General features: G+C 68.9%; 16 protein-coding genes. 7 read left to right on the top strand and 9 right to left on the bottom strand.

The window, feature by feature from the left end:
* Positions 1-39: 39 nt before the first annotated feature.
* Both ACT86A_RS19910 and ACT86A_RS19905 read right to left on the bottom strand, forming a co-directional pair.
* Complete coding sequence (locus ACT86A_RS19910; protein ID WP_445093662.1) at positions 40-516, bottom strand: YbaK/EbsC family protein; 477 nt, start codon at positions 514-516, stop codon at positions 40-42.
* Positions 517-570: 54 nt separating this feature from the next.
* Positions 571-891, bottom strand: coding sequence for a 2-oxo-4-hydroxy-4-carboxy-5-ureidoimidazoline decarboxylase (locus ACT86A_RS19905; RefSeq protein WP_445093661.1), 321 nt, complete (start codon positions 889-891; stop codon positions 571-573).
* A gap of 192 nt (positions 892-1083) precedes the next feature.
* Between ACT86A_RS19905 and ACT86A_RS19900 the strand changes: the two genes are divergently transcribed.
* Both ACT86A_RS19900 and ACT86A_RS19895 read left to right on the top strand, forming a co-directional pair.
* Positions 1084-1908, top strand: coding sequence for a crotonase/enoyl-CoA hydratase family protein (locus ACT86A_RS19900; RefSeq protein ID WP_445093660.1), 825 nt, complete (start codon positions 1084-1086; stop codon positions 1906-1908).
* 185 nt (positions 1909-2093) lie between these two features.
* Positions 2094-2336: a hypothetical protein gene (locus ACT86A_RS19895; RefSeq protein ID WP_445093659.1), complete on the top strand. Its 243-nt coding sequence runs from the start codon at positions 2094-2096 to the stop codon at positions 2334-2336.
* 263 nt (positions 2337-2599) lie between these two features.
* On the opposite strand, the gene ACT86A_RS19890 is transcribed toward ACT86A_RS19895, so the two are convergent.
* Entirely contained in the window at positions 2600-3085 is a 486-nt protein-coding gene (locus ACT86A_RS19890; RefSeq protein WP_445093658.1) for an inorganic diphosphatase, read from the bottom strand.
* A 218-nt stretch (positions 3086-3303) separates the two neighbouring features.
* Here ACT86A_RS19890 and dacB point away from each other — a divergent pair, with 218 nt between their 5' ends.
* The 4 genes from dacB (at position 3304) to hpt (ending at position 7742) form a co-directional block, all read left to right on the top strand.
* Positions 3304-4743, top strand: a complete 1440-nt coding sequence (gene dacB / locus ACT86A_RS19885; RefSeq protein ID WP_445093688.1) for a D-alanyl-D-alanine carboxypeptidase/D-alanyl-D-alanine endopeptidase — start codon at positions 3304-3306, stop codon at positions 4741-4743.
* A gap of 13 nt (positions 4744-4756) precedes the next feature.
* Positions 4757-5866, top strand: coding sequence for an Rv3626c family coenzyme F420 biosynthesis-associated protein (locus tag ACT86A_RS19880; protein WP_445093657.1), 1110 nt, complete (start codon positions 4757-4759; stop codon positions 5864-5866).
* 173 nt (positions 5867-6039) lie between these two features.
* Positions 6040-7134: a tRNA lysidine(34) synthetase TilS gene (tilS, locus tag ACT86A_RS19875; protein ID WP_445093656.1), complete on the top strand. Its 1095-nt coding sequence runs from the start codon at positions 6040-6042 to the stop codon at positions 7132-7134.
* A gap of 53 nt (positions 7135-7187) precedes the next feature.
* A complete protein-coding gene (hpt, locus tag ACT86A_RS19870) occupies positions 7188-7742 on the top strand; it encodes a hypoxanthine phosphoribosyltransferase (RefSeq protein ID WP_445093687.1) in 555 nt (184 codons plus the stop codon).
* 3 nt (positions 7743-7745) lie between these two features.
* Here the strand turns inward: hpt and ACT86A_RS19865 are convergent, their stop codons facing one another.
* The 3 genes from ACT86A_RS19865 to ACT86A_RS19855 are packed head-to-tail and all read right to left on the bottom strand — an operon-like array spanning position 7746 to position 13752.
* On the bottom strand, positions 7746-8462 hold the full coding sequence (locus ACT86A_RS19865; RefSeq protein ID WP_445093655.1) for a cyclase family protein: 717 nt from the start codon (positions 8460-8462) through the stop codon (positions 7746-7748).
* The gene (locus ACT86A_RS19860; RefSeq protein ID WP_445093654.1) at positions 8459-11248 is read right to left on the bottom strand and encodes a protein kinase domain-containing protein; all 2790 of its coding nucleotides are present in this window, start codon (positions 11246-11248) and stop codon (positions 8459-8461) included. Before ACT86A_RS19860 ends, ACT86A_RS19865 begins: the two co-directional genes overlap by 4 nt.
* Positions 11245-13752, bottom strand: a complete 2508-nt coding sequence (locus tag ACT86A_RS19855) for a serine/threonine-protein kinase (RefSeq protein ID WP_445093653.1) — start codon at positions 13750-13752, stop codon at positions 11245-11247. Before ACT86A_RS19855 ends, ACT86A_RS19860 begins: the two co-directional genes overlap by 4 nt.
* Before the next feature lie 462 nt (positions 13753-14214).
* On the opposite strand from ACT86A_RS19855, the gene ACT86A_RS19850 reads away from it, so the two are divergent.
* On the top strand, positions 14215-15516 hold the full coding sequence (locus ACT86A_RS19850; RefSeq protein ID WP_445093652.1) for an amidase family protein: 1302 nt from the start codon (positions 14215-14217) through the stop codon (positions 15514-15516).
* 15 nt (positions 15517-15531) lie between these two features.
* On the opposite strand, the gene ACT86A_RS19845 is transcribed toward ACT86A_RS19850, so the two are convergent.
* The 3 genes from ACT86A_RS19845 to ACT86A_RS19835 form a co-directional block, all read right to left on the bottom strand.
* Complete coding sequence (locus ACT86A_RS19845; protein WP_445093651.1) at positions 15532-16419, bottom strand: LysR family transcriptional regulator; 888 nt, start codon at positions 16417-16419, stop codon at positions 15532-15534.
* Between the two features lie 423 nt (positions 16420-16842).
* Positions 16843-17676, bottom strand: a complete 834-nt coding sequence (locus ACT86A_RS19840; RefSeq protein ID WP_445093650.1) for an SDR family oxidoreductase — start codon at positions 17674-17676, stop codon at positions 16843-16845.
* A complete protein-coding gene (locus ACT86A_RS19835; RefSeq protein ID WP_445093649.1) occupies positions 17673-19283 on the bottom strand; it encodes an aldehyde dehydrogenase family protein in 1611 nt (536 codons plus the stop codon). Before ACT86A_RS19835 ends, ACT86A_RS19840 begins: the two co-directional genes overlap by 4 nt.
* Positions 19284-19338: the final 55 nt, after the last annotated feature.

The following is a 19338-nucleotide window of genomic DNA, read 5'->3' as shown; positions in this document are numbered from 1 at the left end:
GCGCTGCCGGATGCTATCGGCGGACCCGGTAACCCGACCTCAATCGACGTCGATCGGAAGGCCCGCGGTGATCCGCAGCAGCTCCGGGAACGTCGTGCGGAAAATGGTATCCGGGTGCCCGCCCGCCGCCCAGACCTCTCGATGTCGCGACAGCGCGTTGTCCACCCAGGTCGGCAGGTTGGTCGGGTGGCCGACCGGTGCGACACCGCCGATCGGCTGGCCGGTGACTTCGAGCACCAGCTCGGCGGCGGCGCGGGTCAGCGTTCCCTCCAGGCGCGCTCCGGTGTTCGCCAGATCGACTTCGTGTGCGCCGGAGACCAGCAGCAGAACCGGTTCGTCGTCGAGGAGGAAGACAAGTGATTTCGTGATCGCGCCCAGGTCCACGCCCAGCACCCTGGCGGCGTCCGCGGCGCTGCGCGTCGGCTCCGGCTGGGCCACGATCAGGCCGTGATGGCCTCGGGCGATGAGGGTATCGGCGACCCGGCAGGCGACCGGTGGCAATGACGACCTGCGCATCCCACCAGAGTAGAGCGATTGCGGGCGGTGCGCCGCGCGAGTCGCGCCACCGGCTCAGTATTCCGGGAACCCCTCGATCGGGCCGAGCATTCCGGAAAGCCGCTCCCGGGTGATTCGGGCGAGCTGGGTCAGATCGTGTGCCGAGACCTGCTCGTGCACAAGTGCTTCGAAGGCGCGGTCGACATCTCGCCGGGAGAGGGCGAGCAGCTCGACATCGGCTCTGGCCAGCAGCGCGTCCTGGTCCGGATAGGGACGAGCGTCGGTCAGCTTCGCCGCCCACGTGACGTTGCAGCAACATTCGTACAGTGCGTGGACCGCGCTGCCGCGCGGCATTTCATTGAACCGGTCGAGGCCGATTCCCTGATGCATCAGCATGATCTGCTCCGAACCCGATGAATGAGGTTTGCTGACTCGACCATGATCCGGCTTTATTCGAGCCGGGAACCAGGTGCGTCCCCGTTAATTTGCACAGGATTTACACGCGGCGAGGTTTGCGTGCTCCGTCCGGTATGCGGGGCTGTCCCGGCCCAGGATGTCGGTCTCGAATCCGCTCGATACGCTGTACAAATGACAGAGTGGCAAGCTTTCGCCGTCGAAACGAAGGACAACGTTGCGCAGGTTGCGTTGACCGGTCCCGGCAAGGGCAATGCGATGGGCCCGGATTTCTGGCGCGAATTACCGGAGATCTTCCAGGCGCTGGACACCGACCCGGAGATCCGCGCGATTGTGCTGACCGGTTCGGGAAAGAACTTCTGCTACGGCCTCGACCTGCTGCCCGCGATGAGCGGCATGTTCGGTGCGTTGCTGGGCGAGCGGGCCTGGGCTGGGCCGCGCACCGAATTCCTGACCGAGCTGCGCAAAATGCAGGCTTCGGTCACCGCGGTGGCGGATTGCCGCAAACCGGTGATCGCCGCGGTATCCGGGTGGTGCATCGGCGGTGGACTGGACCTGATCGCGGCGGCCGACATCCGCTACGCCAGCGCCGAAGCGAAGTTCAGCCTGCGAGAGGCCAAGGTCGCGATCGTCGCGGACATCGGGTCGCTGCACCGGCTGCCCGGTGTGATCGGCGAGGGGCACCTGCGTGAACTCGCCTACACCGGCAAAGACATCGACGCCGCGCGTGCGGAGAAGATCGGCCTGGTCAACGACGTCTTCCCGGATCAGGAGGCGGTGCTGTCCGCGGCGCACGCCACCGCCCGCGAGATCGCCGCGAATCCCCCACTGGTCGTGCAGGGTGTCAAAGATGTGCTGGAGCAGCGGCGCAAGGACGAGGTCGCCGCGGGTCTGCGCTACGTCTCCGCGTGGAATGCCGCGTTCCTGCCCTCCGAGGACCTGACCGAGGCCATCAAGGCCGTCTTCGAAAAACGCGCGCCCGAGTTCCGCGGCAAGTGAGTCCGTCGGCGGGGGCGCGACCGGATGGGATGCGCGGTGCCCGCCCGAGGGGAGCGAAAGGGTGGGCAAGGTGATTCGCCCCAGGGTTGCACTGCCCTCACCCTAGGGGTGGCTGTGCGCAGCGGCGATCGGCCATAACGTTTGTGGTGTCAGAAATTCCACCCGGAAATTCAGGAGAACGAACAATGCGCATCAAGTCCATTCTCGCTGCTGGTCTGCTGGCCACCGCCGCCGTCGCCGGGGTGTCGACGGCCGCTTCGGCCTCGGCCGCGCCCGGATACCACGACGTCGCCTATGGCGGCACCTACGTCGGCACCTATGCCACTTTGAACGCCTGCAGCGCCGACGGCGCCTCGCCGAGCACCGGCGGCTACTACTGGGAGTGCGTCGACACCTACGGCGGCTGGGACCTCTACATCTACTACTGAGCCACCTAACCCTGAGAAGGGGCATCCGGTATCCGGGTGTCCCTTTTCGCCTTTCCGGTCACGAAGCACCAGCACCGGTCACCAACGGATTCCCGCTGAGCCGAGCGCAGCAAGAACGACAATTGAGCGTTCCCGGCCCCGCTCCCGTCCGAGTGGCCGCCACGTTCGCGACGAAGTCGCCAGCGGCGGTCGCTCGGACGCGAGCCATGAAGGGGCCGCGAACCCGCAGCGCCGAAGGCGCTGCCAAACAACACAGCGCCGAACTACCCCTCGTTCTTCAGGCGCTGGATCGAGGCTTCGATCTCGGCCTCGGCCTCGGCGCGGCCGACCCACTCCGAACCCTTGACGAACTTGCCGGGCTCGAGATCCTTGTAGCGCTCGAAGAAGTGCTTGATCGCGGCCAATTCGAACTCCGGGACGTCCTTCAGATCCTGGATGTGGTCCCAGCGCGGGTCGCCCGCGGGCACGCACAGGATCTTGTCGTCACCGCCCGCCTCGTCGACCATCTTGTACATCGCGACCGGACGGGCCTCCACGATCACGCCGGGAAACACCGAGTCCGGCAGCAGGACCAGTGCGTCCAGCGGGTCACCGTCTTCGCCGAGGGTGTCCTCGATGTAGCCGTAGTCGGCGGGATAGACCATGGACGTGTACAGGAACCGGTCGAGCCGGACCCGGCCGGTCTCGTGATCGACCTCGTACTTGTTCCGAGAACCCTTGGGGATCTCGATGGTGACGTCGAACTCCACGCCATCTCCTTCACTGCGTCGGTGTCGAGCCCGGCGACTCGGCTTCTTTCGGCGACTGCCGATTCGGCCGCTGTGGAGTCCGCCGACTCGCCAGGTTGTTCGGGGGGAACGGTTGCGCAACGAGGATAGTGTGGGCGACGGGGAGATGGGTGCGGCAGGCGGCTGCTGCGGGAATCGGTCAGGAGAGCGGCGGCGACGTGTTTGGTGGCAACGAGAACATCGGTGGGCTGGCTGCCAGACGGCGCCGCAATAGATCGATCGGCGTCGTGCTCACGGTGGGCGTACTGCTCGGGGTGGCTGTCGTGGCGGTTGTCACGGTGCGACCGTGGAGCGACGAGTTCCGGCACGGCCGGCTGACCATCGCCGCCGCACCCGCGCCGGTCGAGCCGTCGCCGCAGGTCAGCCCGGCCCGCTCGAATGCGCCCGCACCGAGCCCGGCCGGGGTTGCCGCGGCGCTGGCCGCGGTGATCGGCAATCCGGACCTGGGCGCGTTCGCCGGCCAGGTGACCGATGCCGACAGCGCTGTGGTGCTGTGGAGCGGTGACGCGAACAAACCGATGATCCCCTCGTCCACCGCCAAGGTCCTCACCACGGCGGCCGCCCTGCTCACGCTGCCCGCCGAGCACCGGGTGGCCACCAAGGTGGTCGCCGGTGCGGCGCCGAACGAACTGGTGCTGGTCGGCGGTGGCGATCCGACGCTCACCGCGCAGCCGGACGGCAAGGGTTACTACTCGAACGGGCCCCGTGTGTCCGATCTGGTGGCGCAGATCACCGCCGCGGGTCGCCGGGTGGACACGATCGTCGTCGACACCTCTGCCTACGCGGGCCCGACCATGGCGCAGGGCTGGGACCCGATCGACATCCCCGAAGGCTCTATCGCTCCGATCGAGTCGGTGATGATCGATGGCGGCCGTCTGCAACCGCTGGTCGAATACTCGCCACGCAGCACCACGCCCGCACTGGACGCGGGTCGGCGTCTGGCCGCCGACCTCGGGCTCGACCCCGCGCGGGTCAGACTGGGCGTCGCGCCACCGGGGGCGGCCGAGATCGCCGGCGTGCAGTCGGCACCGCTGCGCGATCGGCTGCGCGACATGATGGTCCACTCCGACAACGTGCTCGCCGAGGCGATCGGACGGGAGATCGCGACGGCGACCGGCGGCGAGGCATCCTTCGGCGGCGGGGTCGGCGCGGTGCGTGCGGCCCTGCGGACAGCCGGTTTCGATCTCACCGGCCTGGATATGCATGACAGCAGCGGGCTTTCGGTCGACGACCGGATTCCCGCTCGCTTGCTCGACCGGGTCATGGCCACCGCGGCCAAGCCCGCCGGTGCCACCATGGTGCAACCGGCCGGCACCAAAGCCAAGCCGGAGAACGACCGGATCGCGGCGACCTTGGCCCCGATGCTCGACGATCTGCCGGTCGCGGGTGCCACCGGCTCGTTGAGCAGCCGATACGTCACCAGAGACCGGCACGGTGCGGGCTGGGTTCGAGCCAAGACCGGAACTCTCTCGGTGTCCAGCGCGTTGGTCGGGTATGTGCTGGACGCCGATGGGCGGGTGCTGACCTTCGCGCTGATGTCGAACGATCGACCACCGGAGGCGAGCAGGCCCGCGTTGGATGCGATCGCAGGCACGCTGCGAAACTGTGGATGCTCGTGACGGGTGGTTGACCATGACCCAACAAGATTCCGACCTGGCCGGATCCGGCCAGGTGAGCGCGGTCGAACGGCGGAAGGGGCGGACAAGCCTGTCCGGCGTGGTCGATTGGGGCCTGGCCGCGAAAACCGGTGCCGCCCTGGTTCCTGCGGGTCCGCGCACGTCGCGCTACTCGGCCGAACAGGTGGTGGCCGAGCTGGCCGACGCGTCCGAGCGCGCTGAAGCGCCGGTCCGCGAGGTGAGCGGGCTACGGGACGACCGTCCGGTGCCGGCCGCCAGAATCGTCGACCGGCCGGGCTGGATCACCGCCGCCGCCGACTCCATGGCCCAGCTCACCGGCACCGGTGGCGCGCCCACCGGAGCAAAGCTGCTCGCGGGCAAGCCCGCCGGTGTGCAGGCGGGCGCGATGCTCGCATTCCTGTCCACCGCGATCCTCGGCCAGTACGATCCGTTCTCCGGGGCAGACGGGACCCTGCTGCTGGTCGCGCCGAACATCGTGGCGGTGGAGCGCGCGCTCGGAGTGTCGCCGAGCGATTTCCGGCTCTGGGTCTGCCTGCACGAAGTGACCCACCGGGTGCAGTTCTCCTCCGCACCTTGGCTCGCCGAGTACATGCGCGAAAACGTCGAGGTGCTCGGCGAAGCCGGTGACGAGCCGCTGGCCGACATGCTCTCCCGGCTGCTGGCGGAGGTACGCGAACGCCGTCGCGGCGGCGGATCCGACGACCCGGCCGCCCGCGGCGTGATCGGGCTGCTGCGCGCCACTCAGGCGCCGCCGCAGCGTGCGGCGCTGGACCGCCTGCTCATGCTCGGCACCCTGCTGGAGGGGCACGCCGATCACGTCATGGATGCGGTCGGTCCCGCGGTCGTTCCGTCGGTCCAGCAGATCCGCACCGCGTTCGATCAGCGCCGCAGGCGCCCGAGCAACCCGGTGCAACGCCTGCTGCGTGCCCTGCTCGGCGTGGACGCGAAAGTCGCGCAGTATGTGCGCGGCAAGAAGTTCGTAGACGAGGTGGTCGGCAGGGTCGGCACGGCGCGGTTCAACACGGTGTGGACCGAGGCGAACGCGCTGCCGCGCACCGACGAGATCGAGAATCCGGACCGCTGGATCGAGCGGGTGCTGGGCTAGCGCGGTCCAGTTCCGCTACGCCGTCCAATTCCGCCGTCCAGTTCCGCTACGACAATGCCCGGCCCAGCGCGGGGCGTCGCCGGCGGCGGTGCGGCTGGACTGTTGCCGACGAAATCCGATTCGCCGATGCCGTGTCGGAAACAGTACGCACGGCCAGTCGGTAGGCTGCGCGCATGGGGCGTGCGTCAGGAACGACATCCGGGCGTTTCGCAGCGGAGGCCGGGCCACCGGGTTCTGGCGGGCGGCGGTCCGCGTCCGATGCCGCCGATGCGGAGCGCCTGCCCGAGACCACCGCCGTACTCGCGGTTCGCCGGGCGGTGCGCGAGTGGCTGCGCCGGTTCGGCCCGGCCGAGACCCAGGACCAGGCGGTCGCGGTGGCGTTGTCCGGCGGCGCGGATTCGCTGGCGCTCACCGCAGCGGCGGTGGTGGAGACGAACGTGGTCGACGCGCTGGTGGTCGATCACCGATTGCAGCCCGGGTCCGGTGCGGTTGCGGCCGAGGCGGCGGCGCAGGCGCTCGCACTCGGCTGCCGGTCGGCGCGGGTACTCGCGGTCGAGGTCGGCACCGAGGGCGGCATGGAGGCGGCGGCGCGCCGGGCTCGATACGCCGCGCTGGACGCGGCGCGCAACGGTCTGCCGGTCCTGCTCGGGCACACGCTCGATGACCAAGCCGAAACGGTGCTGCTCGGGCTCGCGCGCGGATCCGGTAGCCGCTCGATTCAGGGAATGGCCGGGTACGCCGAGCCGTGGGGCCGGCCATTGCTCGACGTGCGCCGGCAGACCACCCGGCAGCTGTGCGACGACCTCGGGGTGACACCGCACGAGGACCCGCACAACGCGGCGCCGGAGTTCACCCGGGTCCGCCTGCGCAGCGAGGTCTTGCCGTTGCTGGAGCAGGTTCTCGGCGGCGGTGTCGCCCAGGCGCTGGCTCGCACGGCCGAGCAACTGCGCGAGGACGGCGCGGTGCTGGACGCGCTCGCGGCAGAGCTGCTGCACACCGCGACTGATGGGCAGACGCTCCGGATCGAGACACTCGCCACTGCGCCCGCGGCCTTGCGAAAACGGGCGATTCGCGCATGGCTGCTCGCCGGCGGCGCGAAAGGCTTGACGAACAGGCATTTACAGGCCGTCGACGAGTTGGTGACCGCTTGGCGCGGGCAGGGGGGCGTCGCGGTCGGCGGAGGACGGCCCGGTCGCAGGTTGGTCGCCGGGCGCGAACGTGGCAGGCTGACACTGCGGCTGGGCGAGGATGGCCATCTGAGGCGATGACGCCGACTCCCACCGGCCCACCGGGCTACATCACGGAAGGGAATCCAGCTGACGTGTACGGGGACGACATCGCGTCGGTACTGATCACCGAGCAACAGATCGCCGCCAAGACGCAGGAACTGGCCGAAATCATCGCCAAACGCTATCCCCCCGATGCGCCCGAGGGTGATCTGCTGTTGGTCGGTGTGCTCAAAGGCGCGATCTTCTTCATGACCGACCTGGCCAAGGCGCTGCCGATCCCGACCCAGATGGAGTTCATGGCCGTCTCGTCCTACGGATCGTCCACCTCGTCCTCCGGGGTGGTGCGCATCATGAAGGACCTGGACAAGGACATCGCCGGCCGCAACGTCCTGATCGTCGAGGACATCATCGACTCCGGTCTCACGCTGTCCTGGCTCAAGCGCAACCTGTCCACGCGTAACCCGGCCTCGCTGGAGGTCGTCACCTTGCTACGCAAGCCCGACGCGCTACGCACTCCCGTGGAGGTCGCGCACGTCGGCTTCGATATCCCGAACGAATTCGTCGTGGGCTACGGCCTCGACTACGCGGAGCGCTACCGTGATCTACCCTATATCGGCACCCTCGACCCGAAGGTCTACGGCGGCTGACCACTATCTCGGTAGAATGCCGAAAATTGTTGCGGGGGAACCTGCTCCGCCGCGATAGAGCGGGCCGCCGACCAGGACCCACGCGCCCGAGACGGGCAGTTCGGCGAGATTCGCCAGACATTCCAAGCTGATCCGGTGCTCGCCGTAGAGCAGCTTCGACACCGCGTAGGTGTCATCGATGCCCAGGTCCGGGCCGAAGGTGTCGATGCCGAGTGCGCCGCGGTGGCCGAGTCTGCCGGTGCGTAACAGCCATTCCACTGTCGCCACTGCGAAACCCGGTTGGTGGCCGGCCGACTCGCCGGTGCCGATGAACTCCGGCGTACCCCACTTGGCGTCCCAGCCGGTCCAGGCGAGCACTGCTGCGCCGTCCGGAATGCGGCCGTGTCCGGTCTCCCAGTGCCGCAGGTCTTCGACCGTGATCGCGTAGTCGCGATCGTTCGCGCAGCGCTGCCGGAGGTCGAGCTTCACCGCGGGCAGCAGCAGGTCGTCCAGTTCCAGCTGGTCGGCGGCGAGCCCGTCGGCGTGGAAATGGATCGGCGCGCCCCAGTGGGTCCCGGTGTGTTCGCCCTGCTGGATGTAGCGCAGGTAGTAGCCGTCGTTCGCGATCGTGGCCACGATGTCGGTGTGGAATTCCGGGTCGTCCGGATACAGCGGCGTGGTGGCCGGATCGTGCACGTGCGACAAACTCACCAACCGCCCCAACGGCCGCGGCGTGGTCATCGCGCCCGCTGCGGAATCGCCCTGGCCACCGCGAGCAGGTCGGATTCGAGGAGTCGGAACAGCCGGTAGGTGAGCACGAACGCCAGGATGCCACCCACGCTCAGCATGCGCACCGGAACGATCACCAACCCGAGGTCGGCGGGGTCGACGAAGGTCGCGCTCGCCACGCCGAGCAGCGGAACCGACGCCGCGACGCCGAGATAGAAATTGCCGCGTCTGGCCAGCGCCCGGAGCTGGCGTTCGTCGTCCGGTCCGACCCCTCCGCGGACCAGCAGCTGCGGATAGATCGAGCGCAGCGAGTAGATCATGATCGGAAAGAACGGATAGGCCAGCGCGATCGCCGCGCACACGACTTGCGCGGCGAAGAACTGCAGGAATGTCCTCGGCGGCAGATCGACACCGGAGAAGGCCAGTCCCAGCGGCCAGATGATGCCGGCGACCAGCCAGAAGCCGAACGGAACCCACACGGCCCAGTCACCCATCAGCAAGGTGTCGCGGCGCGCTTTCGCGAGTGTGTGCGCGGAGTACTCGTGACCGCGCCGCAGGCGGTACGCGATGGCGAGTGGGCGCCGGGTGAGGAACAACAGCAGCAGCCCGGCCACCGGAAACGCGATCAGGTTGTTGACCAAGCCGACCGCCGCGAATTTCTCCTGGTCAGCCGCGGTCATCCGGTCGATGATCAGGGCCTGGTTCAGCTGGATGTTGTAGAAGCTCGCCAGCACGTTGGGCACGCCGATGCACAACGCCGCGAGCGGAAGCAGCCACCCGCGGGCCCGGAACGCGAGGCTGTCCGGCGGGGGATCGACCAGGTCGCGCGCACGGGAGTCCAGGCACAGGTCGAGTTGTCCGGCCAGCTCGGCGCCGCTGCGCCAGCGGCGTTTCGGGTCCGCGTGCAGGCATTCCAGCAGCACGCGGCGCAATGCGGCTGGTGTCCCCTCAGGCAGGCGGGACAGCGCCACGGCGCACACGCCGCGTTGACGCACCGCGAGCATCCCCGCATAGATTTCCGCCGTGGGGCCGGACTCGGTGCGGCGCGGGTCATCGAACGGGCTCGCCCCGGTGAGCATCTCCCACAGCAGCACACCGAGGGAGTACACGTCGCTGCTGTCGCCCGGTTCGGGCGCATCGGGATCGAGGTAGCGCGCCAGCTGCTCCGGCGAGCGATAGGCCAGCGCGTCCGTCGCGAGGGCGCCCGCTGTGCCCGCGTGCGGCCCCGGGTCGGCGAGAGCGAAATCCGCGAGTTTCGGGATGCCCTCGGCGGTGAACAGGACGTTCGCCGGTTTGATGTCGTGGTGCAGCACACCGTGGTGCGCGGCGTAGTCCAGCGCGTCAGCCAGTCGCCGGCCCACCCACGCCACCGTCTCCGGCCAGCTCAGGCGGGTGATCTCGGCGCGCACGCTCGAATCCGACGGCCGGATCTCGCCCTTGGCCGCCATGGCCCGGTCCACCGCGCGCAGCAGCAGAGCGCCGCCGTCGGCTACCGGGCCGCGACGGCGTTGCTCCAGTACTCCGACCGCGGTGCCGCCGGGGAGGTACTGCATATAGACCAGGCGCGGGATTGCCGGGGCTGCCGTCCGGTCCTGTGCAGCGCCGGCGGCCGAGGTCGGATCGCTCGGCGCAGGGGTGGTGGCGCGGTCCGACGGGATGTCGGCGTCGACAAGGGTCTCATCGGGTTGGGTGACAACGACGGTGTCTTCGGCCGATTCGGTCGAGGTTTCGCTCCGCCGGTCGGGGAGTTCCGCACCGTTGCGGCGCGGGTAGGGAGGATGGCGGGTGCCGGGCTCGCCGACGACGGTCGTGTCGTCGGCGGGGGTACCGGGCTGGACGACGACCGTCGCTTCGCCGGCGTCGGTCTGTTGGTGCACCGCTGCGGGATTGGTGCTGGTGCGTTCGGTCGGGGGCGAACCGGATTCGGCAACGGTCGCGTCTGCACGGTCGGGCGGACCGACTGCTGCTCGACCGGCCGCGTCGGCAACCGGGAACTCGGCGACTACCGTGTCGGCGATCGTGGCGTCCGGATCGAAGGGCACGGCCGCGGTGGTGTCGGGCCGCGCCGCGGCAGTGGTGTCGGGCCGCGCCGCGGCGATGACGGTACCCGCATCAGGGGCGGCGATGGTGTGGTCGCGGGAACGTGGACCGGACGTGGTCAGAGCACGTACGGCGTCGGCGCTGAGCAACCGCTGGTCGAAGACGCGCACGATGTGGGGGTGGTCGAGTTGGGCCATGGTGTGCGGGACGCCCGACCGTCCGGCGGAAAACCGCACCGCGACAAGCCGCTGCATGGATCGCTGCCGGGCGAGGAAAACCCGGCCGAGCACGCCGGCGCCCAGGTCGGTGAGTAGGTCGAAGTCATCGATCCGCAGGCCCGGGGCGAGATCGGCCAGCGCGGCGATGGCGGCGCTGGACTCGGCATCGACCACCGCGAAGTCGCCGAGGCGTACGCCGACCTCGGCGGCCAGGTCGGGGTACTCGGCGAGAAAATCCGGCAGCGGCAGTGGCGCGCATCGACGGCGAGCCAGAAACTCCTCGCACACGAGTTCGACGAGCTCGGGACTCGCGTCCACCTCGGGGAATTCCTCGCGGTACTCGGTGACTCGCTTGCCGAGCCCTTCGTGCTCCCAGCGCCGCCGCAGGTCGACCCGGACCAGATCGGTGAGCACGGCCAAGCGCACCTGCGTACCGTCGGGCACATAATCGGCGATCCGCGGCGGCAACCGATCGGTGCGCAGACTGCGTTGCCAGGCGGCGGCGAACCGGTCGACGGCGTCGGCGCGCAAGGAGCTCACCTGCTGGTCTCCGCCGCGTCCGCGTCGGCGGGCGCCTGCCGCCCGGGAAGCGGGCCCGCTACGGCGGATTCCGGGTCGACTACGCGCTCCAGCGCCCGCAGGTCCGCCTCCAGCGAACGGAACAGCAGATAGGTGCCCACAAACGCGATTATGCCGCCCACACACAGCAGTCGGACCGCGAAAATCACCGACGGGATATCGCCAGGGGGTAGGAAGGTGACGCCGGCGACGGCGAGCAGCGGCACCGACGCGGCCACCGCCAGGTAACCGTTGCAGCGCCGGTCCAGCCCGCGCAGCCACACCGCGTCCTCGGGACTGAGGTCTCCGTGCCGCAGGAAGACCGGATATATGCACCGAACCATGTAGAAGGTCAGCAGGAAGAACGGATAGGCCACCGCGATCGCCCCGCACACCACCAGCGAGGAGAAGAAGTGCACCACGGCCCGTGCCGGTATGGCTCCGGTGGACACCTGCAGCGCGATCGGGAAGATCGCGCCCGCCAATACCCACAGCGAAAACGCCACGATGACGGCACGGTCGCCCATCAGCAGCGCGTCTCGTCTGGCACGCCGGAGGGTGTCCGGATCGTATCGTCGGCCTTTGCGTAAGCCGCGCGGCACCGTCAGCACGTATCTGGCCATGTACAACACCACCGCGATGCCCGTCGGGAAGAAGATCGCGTTCACGACGCTGGTGATGACGAGGAACGTCTGCTCTGCCTCCGCGGTCATCCGGCTGATGATCAGGTGCTGATTGTGCTGGATGTTGTACAGCGAGGCCAGCACATTCGGCAGGGCCACCGACACCAGCGCCACCAGCACGATGTATGGGCGCAGCCGGCGTCGCCAGCTGTTCGGCGCGGGGTCGACCAGTTCCCGCGCGCGCTGGTCCAGACACATCTCCAGCTGTCTGGCCAGGACCGCGCCGCTGGACCACCGGCCGGTCCGTTCGGGCGCGAGGCAGGTCAGCAGTATTCGGCGCAGCGCGGCCGGACAGTCCGGCGGAACTCGCTCCAGCGCCGCGGCGTCCACGCCGGTACTGCGGCGCTCCAGCATGGCTTCGAGCGTGGTGTCGTCGCCCTGACCGCCCAGCCCCGCCGTGCTGTCATTGAACGGCTTTGCCCCGGTGAGCAGCTCCCAGAGCAGCACACCGAGCGAGTAGATGTCGGCGCGGGTGTCCAGGTCGGCGGCGCCGCGGTCGAAGCCGGGATGGCAGGCCTCCAGCTGTTCCGGCGACATGTAGGCCAGTGAGCCGCCGAAGTAGGCGACCGGGCTGGTGCCCTCCACATTGCGGCTGAAGCTGATGTTGAAGTCGGCCAGTCTCGGCACCGCTTCGGCGGTGAGCAGCACGTTGGCCGGTTTCACATCCCGGTGCAGCACGCCGTGCGAGGAGGCGTAGTCCAGCGCCTCGGCCAGCCTGCGCCCGAGCCAGGCCACCGTCTCCGGCCAGCTCAGCGCCGCGATCTCGGAGCGCACGCTGGAGTCGGTCGGCCGGATCTCGCCTTTTTCCTCCATGGCCGCGTCGACGGCGTCCAGCAGCAGCTGTCCGCTGCGTTCGGCGGGCGGGGTGCAGCGCACCAGCCGCAGGACGCCCAGCAGCGTGCCACCGGGCAGGAACTGCATGTAGAGCAGCCGCAGCCGGCGCGCGGCACCCTCGGCGTCATCGAGTAGCCGCTGGTCGAAGACCCGCACGATGTAGTCGTGGTCGAGCTGGGCCAGCGTCTGCGGCTCGGTGCCGTGATCGGCGGAGATCTTGACCGCGACCAGCCGTTGCAGCGACCGTTGCCGGGCGAGGAAGACCCGCGCGAACGCACCGCTGCCCAAACCGGTCAGCAGATCGAAATCATCGATTCGCTGACCGATTTCGATGCGGTCGAGCGCGGTGTTGCCGCCCGACCCGGTCCCGATCGTGGTCGGCACGGCGGTGGCCGTTCCGATCAGATCGGCCGCGGTCGTTCTGGTCACCTCAGAACCACGATCGGGCTCGATGGTTTGGTTCAATTCGGTGTCGGCGACAGTGGAGCCGGTGGGCGCGAACGCGGTCCGGGGGGAATCCGCCAGCACCGCGCGCCGGGTGCTCTGGTCGATCTCGTCGGCGTTCAGCAAGGCGCGCAGTTCCTCCGCCTGATGCGGGAATTCGCGCAGCGAATCTCGCGGATCGACGCGTTCCCCACTGTGGCGGCGGATGACGAACTCTTCATACACCAGACCGGCCGGGATTTCTTCGGGAGAGAGTTCGGGAAATTCGGCGCAGTAATCGGCCAGGCGTTTGCGCGCGGCCGGTTCCGGGGCGGTCCCGGTGGACGCCGCGGGACGGCGTAGCCAGCGATGGCGTAGGTCCACGCGGATCAGCTCGAATAATGCTTCGCGGCGCAAGGTTGTCGCATCGGGCAGGTACTCGATAATCGCAGGCGGGCGCCGCGTGGATTCCCACGCCGCGGCGAAGGCCGCCACCGCGCTGAATTCGGCATGTGACAGGCCGCCATAACCCGGGCCGGTGGCCATTCCCGGGAAGGTATCGGAACTTCTCTCAGAGTTCGCAGTCATGCTGCACCTCGCCGGCGGTCGGCTTCGGCATGACCGCGAACGCAGCTGTGTCCATTGTTCGCTCGCTTCGCTCACCCTTGCTCGGACTTAGAGGGCTCGGACCCAGCGGCTCGGCGGACGCTGCGGAATCCGCAGTTTTCGGTGGTGTGCCGCAAAAATTCTCGCCACACCCAACACCATCATCCCCCGTGCCGTATTCGAAATGATAACTTGCGGCTCGAGAGCGGATCACCCGATTTCGACAACGATGCGACGGGGGATGACCAGCACATGTCTGACGATGCCGCAGTGGTGGCGAACGGCTCGATTTCGACGAGGACAGCCGGGCCGCGAACAACGAGTCGGAATGGCGGGACCGGCGAGGTGGTCGCTCAGTTACTCTCCGCCGCCACGCAAACGCGCGCCGAGCCCGGTCGGGGAGTGGACGCCGATCCTGGGCGCGGCCCGGCCGTGACGATCGCGGCGCGGGTGCGGGACGGTGTGCTGCTGCCCAGCCAGGTGGTGTCGGAGCGGATCTCGATCGCGCAGCAGGAGTCGAACCCGTTCCCCGCTGTTCGCGCCGAGCGAGCCATGGCGGAGGCCGCCGCGCTGGAGGAGCGCGACGACCTCGACGTGCTGCCGCTGGCCGGGGTGCCCGTGGCGGTCGAACGCGGCACCTCGATCGTGGCGGACCCCATGTCGTGCGGGTCGGTTGCGGCCCCGGATGATCAGGTGGCGGCCAGGCTGCGCTGCGCGGGCGCCGTGGTTGTCGGGCTCGTTCCCGGCGGCGAGGACCATCGGCAGGGCGATGGTCCGGATGGTGTCCCGCACAACCCGTGGAACACCACGCGGAGCGCGGGTGGATCAGCCGGGGCGGCGGTGGCAGCCGGGCTTGTTCCGGTGGCGCACGCCGGCGACGAATTCGGTTCGGTGCGCATCGCGGCCGCCTGCTGCGGCGTCTTCGGGATCAAGCCCGGGTGCTACAACCCGGCCGCGGCCGGAGCTTGGCCGGGCCTGCCCGAGGACGGCGTGCTCGCGACAACCGTTCAGGACGCCGCGCTGGCGCTGTCGGTCCTGGCAGAGCGATCGAACCTGGCCGAGGTGGACCCGCCCGGCCGACTACGCATCGGACTGGCCGTGGATCCACCCTCGCGCCTGGTGCGCGTCGACCGGCATTGGACCGCCGCCGCCCGCCGGGCCGCTGCGGTCGCCACGGCGGCGGGCCATCTCGTCGAGTCCACCGTCTTGCCCTACGGCAACGCTCAGTTCGCCGTCTTCCTACGACGGCTGGCGATGGGTGCGCGTGAGGCCCCGGCCCTATCGCCGCAGCCGGCTCGACTACCGCATCGCAGTCGACGCCAACTGGCTGTGGGCCGAACGGTGCACCAGTTGCGGCTCGTGCGCCCAGCCCAGATCGACCGGGTCGAGGCGCGATTACTGGAATTCTTCGACCGTTACGACGTGGTGATCACTCCCACGCTCGCCGCCCCGCCACCCAAGGCGCGGGCCCGGCACTCCCGCAATCGCCCCACCACTCTGCTCGCGGACGCGCGGTGGGCGCCTTTCACCCCGCTGTGGAATCTGGTCGGCTGGCCCGCCGCCTCCGTGCCGATGGGCATGCATCCCTCGTCGGGAACGCCCGTGGCCGCACAGCTCGCGGGCCCGCCCGGCAGTGAATCCACCTTGTTGCGGCTGGCCGCGCAGTTGGAGAGCCGGCACCCTTGGGAGCGCACCGCGCCCTGAGCCCAGCCGCACTGCTCAGACGCTGACCGGAGACTGCTGCGCGGCGAATCCGCCCTCGGCGGCGCGGCCCGCGAACTCCAGGATGGTCGGCCGGACGTCGTCGGCCCGCCACGCAACGGCGAGCTCACACGGCGCGAGCCCGGACACCGGGCGTGCGGTCAGGCCGGGCCAGCGGTACATCGGCACGTTGTTCTCGGCCAGCAGGCAGACGCCGAGACCGAGACTCACCGCCTCCAACCGGTCCTCGGCGGTCGCGGCCTCGGCACCGATCTTCGGCACCCGGCCGCCACGCCCGTCGTTGCCGAGCCAGAACTCGCGCACCGCGCCGGCTTCGGTGGGCAATGCGATGAACGGCTCGTCGAGCAGATCGGCGAACTCGATGGTCGCCGAGACGGCCAGGGGGTGATTTTCCGGAAGCAGCACCCAGCGCGGCTCGGTGCGCAGCACCTGCCAGCGGTAACGGCTCGGGTCCGGCAGGGGGAGCCAGACCAGGGCGAGGTCGGCCTGCCGCCCGGCGAGTCCGCTGGACGGATCGGTCCACGACGCCGCGTGCAGCGCGAGACGGTGCCCGCTGGCGCTCTCCAGATCGCTGAGCAGGCCGCGGCCGAGGGTGGACTGAATGCCGACACGCAGCACCTCGCCCGCCTCCTGCAGGGTCACGTGGGTGGCTTCCCACAGCTCGAGGATCTTGCGGGCGCCTTCGAGCAGTTCCTTGCCCGCGACGGTGAGCGCGACGCTGCGCTGGTTGCGGTCGAACAAGACCACGTCGAGCTGCCGTTCCAGCTGACGGATCTGACGCGACAGGGTGGGTTGAGCGATGTGCAGCCGCTGAGCGGCGTTGGTGAAGTGCAGTTCCTCAGCGACGGCGACGAAATACCGCAGGTCGCGCAAATGCGGGTCCATAGCCCCTTGCTATCAGAATCAGTCCTGAATTTCTAGCCTTATCAGGCCAAAAAGTTCGGATACGGGCACCGAAACAGTCGGCGAGTTTGTTAGGGATAGCATATTGCCTGCCAAGATGGTCCGCACTAGGCGGTCGGCGAATTCTCGGCATGTGCTGCCGCTTGGGATCGAAGTCCCGCAATTGGGCGTTTGACCAGCACTTACGGTAGGTGTCAGCGGTCTCGGTGGCGGATTGTGGACACTCGTGCGGCCGCGAAGGGTCGGCTGCGCATTTGCCGCTGAACGTTTTCCAGGCCATCGTTCAATATCGTGATTTTCATCACAAATTGTTTGTCCTGCGGGTTCGGTCACGGGCGGTGTGCCCTGGACGCACCTGGCACCGCGCTCGGTCGAATCGAATGACGGCGCCACCCGACGGGACGATCACACGCTGCGAGCGCGCTCCTCATAGGCTTTGCGTTTCTCGGCGTCGACATCGTCGAGAAACGCGCGGTCGGCGCCGAGCGCACGGCCGATCCGGTTACCGAGTGACTCGGGCAGCAAGCCGACGACTCGAGCGATGAACCCGGCCAGCGCGGTCACCCTGACGTTGGACTTCGGAGCGACGATCAGCGCGGCGATGGTGTCGGCGATCTCCTCCGGCTCGGCCGCGCGCAGCAGCCTCAGCGCGCTGACCCCGGCACCGAGCTCGGTATTGGTCAGCGTCGGCAGGACCGAGGAGAAGTGCAGGCCGGTGCCCCGGTACTCCTCGCGCAACGTGTCGGTGAATCCCAGCACGGCGTGCTTACTGGCGTTGTAGGTGGCCAGGCCCGGGATGTGTGTCTCGCCGGCCAGCGAAGCGATATTGATGATGTGTCCACGCCCACGCGGCAGCATCCGGCGCAGGCCCAGCTTGGAGCCGAGGATCACGCCGTAGATGTTGATGTCCAAGATCCGGCGGCTCACCTGGTCCGGCTCGTCCACCAGCTTGCCGGTCGGCATGATGCCCGCGTTGTTGATCAGCACGTCGATCGGGCCGAGCGTGCGCTCCACGTCGTCGAGGAAACTCCCGAACGACGTCTGATCGGTGACGTCGAGTTTGCCGAAGAACTCGAACCCGCGCGCCGCGCCGACCTCCTCGACCGCGGTCTCGTCGATATCGCCGATGCCGATCCGCGCGCCGAGGGTCTGCAGCGCGGTACCGGTGGCCAGTCCGATGCCGCGGGCGCCGCCGGTGATGACGATGACTTTGCCGCGGATCTGCGTCGCGTCGATCATGTGTCGCCGCCCTTCAATTTCCAGAGTGCGCGCAGGTCGAGGCGGCGCAGACCACGCGCACCCGCCGCGCGCATGGCGCCGAGCGCGAACAGCAGTTTCGGCATCGAATACGGATACCAGAAAAGCTCCTTATGCTGGGTCGGCAGGATCGGCACGGTGATCGCCTGCTGGCGGCAGTACTTGCGCACACCGTTCGCGCCGCCCCAGCGCGCGCCCACACCGGATAGACCCCAGCCGCCCATCGGCAGCGCGAAGCTGAACAGGTTGGCGAAGACATCGTTGATGTTGACCGCGCCCGCGTTGATCTGCCGAGCGATCCGCGCGCCGCGTTCTCGGTCGCCGGTCCACACCGATGCCGACAGCCCGTAGACCGAGTCGTTCGCCAGCCGGATCGCCTCCGCCTCGTCGGCCACCTTCATCACCGGCAGCGTGGGGCCGAAGGTCTCCTCGGTCACGCAGGACATGGTGTGGTCGACGTCGACGAGCACGGTCGGCTCGAACGCGGTGCCGAATCCGGCCCGCCGGCCGCCGGTCAGCACTTTCGCGCCCGCCGCGACGGCCTCATCGACATGGCGCTGCACGATGGCTGCCTGGCTCTCGTTGGCCAGCGCGCCCACCTCGTGCTTCGCGTCGCGTCCGTCGAGGCCCTGGCGCAGCGCCTTGACGTCGGCGGTCAGCTTGGCGACGAACTCGTCGTAAACCGGCGCCTCGACATACACCCGCTCCACCGAGATGCAGACCTGGCCGGAGTTGAACATGCCGCCGAAGGCGATGCCATGGGCCGCGCGATCGAGGTCCGCGTCGGCCAGGACGATGGCCGGGTCCTTCCCGCCGAGTTCGAGGCTGTAGGGGATCATCCGGTCCACGCAGGCGGCGGCGATCTTGCGGCCGGTCGCGGTGGAGCCGGTGAACTGGATGTAGTCGGCGTTGCCGACTACGGCGGCCCCGGTCGCGCCCGCACCGGTAACCACGGTGAAGACCTCAGGAGCGCCGGTCTCCGCCCAGCCCTTCGCCAATTCGAGCGCCGACAGCGGCGTTACCTCGGACGGCTTGAGAATGACGGCCGCGCCCGCGGCGAGCGCGGGAAACACGTCCATCACCGGCATGGCCAGCGGGAAGTTCCAGGGAGTGATCACGCCGACCACCGGATAGGGCCGGTAGACCGTGGTCAGTCGCTTGACCCTGGCCAGCGGGCTGTGCGGCGAGGGGCGGTCGTCGGCGAGGAACTTGGCCGCGCGGCGCGCGTAGTACCCGATCAGATCGGCCGCGAAGCCCGGGTCGATCAGGGCGTCCACCCGCGGTTTGGCGGTCTCCGACTGCAGCACGGTGGCCAGGCGGTCGGTGTTGTCGATCAACCAGTCCTGGAACTGCAGTAGCCACGCCTTGCGCCCGCCGGGACCGATCGCTTCCCATTCCGGCTGATGCACCCGTAGCTCGCGGACCTCGGCCGCGACCGCGTCCGCGGTCTCTTCCGGCACCGTGCCCACGACCGCACCGGTACCGGGGTTGCGGACCTCGATCAGGGCCGGGCCGTCGCAGGTCTTCGCCGCCGGTGTCTTCCGCGGGGTTTTCGCGGCCGCGCCTGGCGCTGGATCGGTATCGGTCACCAGCTGTTCTCCCACTGACGTGTGCTGAACGGCGATGTGCTTGTGGAACAGGTCA

The organism is Nocardia glycosmidis (genome assembly GCF_052545115.1).
The sequence above is the reverse complement of the archived record's forward strand: the minus strand, read 5'-3'. Positions and strand labels throughout refer to the sequence as shown.

What these genes read in the sequence shown, in the direction of transcription:
- ACT86A_RS19910 (WP_445093662.1), bottom strand. Translation starts at nt 516, where the DNA reads ATGCGCAGGTCGTCATTGCCACCGGTCGCCTGCCGGGTCGCCGATACC.
- ACT86A_RS19905 (WP_445093661.1), bottom strand. Translation starts at nt 891, where the DNA reads ATGCTGATGCATCAGGGAATCGGCCTCGACCGGTTCAATGAAATGCCG.
- ACT86A_RS19900 (WP_445093660.1), top strand. Translation starts at nt 1,084, where the DNA reads ATGACAGAGTGGCAAGCTTTCGCCGTCGAAACGAAGGACAACGTTGCG.
- ACT86A_RS19895 (WP_445093659.1), top strand. Translation starts at nt 2,094, where the DNA reads ATGCGCATCAAGTCCATTCTCGCTGCTGGTCTGCTGGCCACCGCCGCC.
- ACT86A_RS19880 (WP_445093657.1), top strand. Translation starts at nt 4,757, where the DNA reads ATGACCCAACAAGATTCCGACCTGGCCGGATCCGGCCAGGTGAGCGCG.
- tilS (WP_445093656.1), top strand. Translation starts at nt 6,040, where the DNA reads ATGGGGCGTGCGTCAGGAACGACATCCGGGCGTTTCGCAGCGGAGGCC.
- ACT86A_RS19865 (WP_445093655.1), bottom strand. Translation starts at nt 8,462, where the DNA reads ATGACCACGCCGCGGCCGTTGGGGCGGTTGGTGAGTTTGTCGCACGTG.
- ACT86A_RS19855 (WP_445093653.1), bottom strand. Translation starts at nt 13,752, where the DNA reads ATGGCCACCGGCCCGGGTTATGGCGGCCTGTCACATGCCGAATTCAGC.
- ACT86A_RS19845 (WP_445093651.1), bottom strand. Translation starts at nt 16,419, where the DNA reads ATGGACCCGCATTTGCGCGACCTGCGGTATTTCGTCGCCGTCGCTGAG.
- ACT86A_RS19840 (WP_445093650.1), bottom strand. Translation starts at nt 17,676, where the DNA reads ATGATCGACGCGACGCAGATCCGCGGCAAAGTCATCGTCATCACCGGC.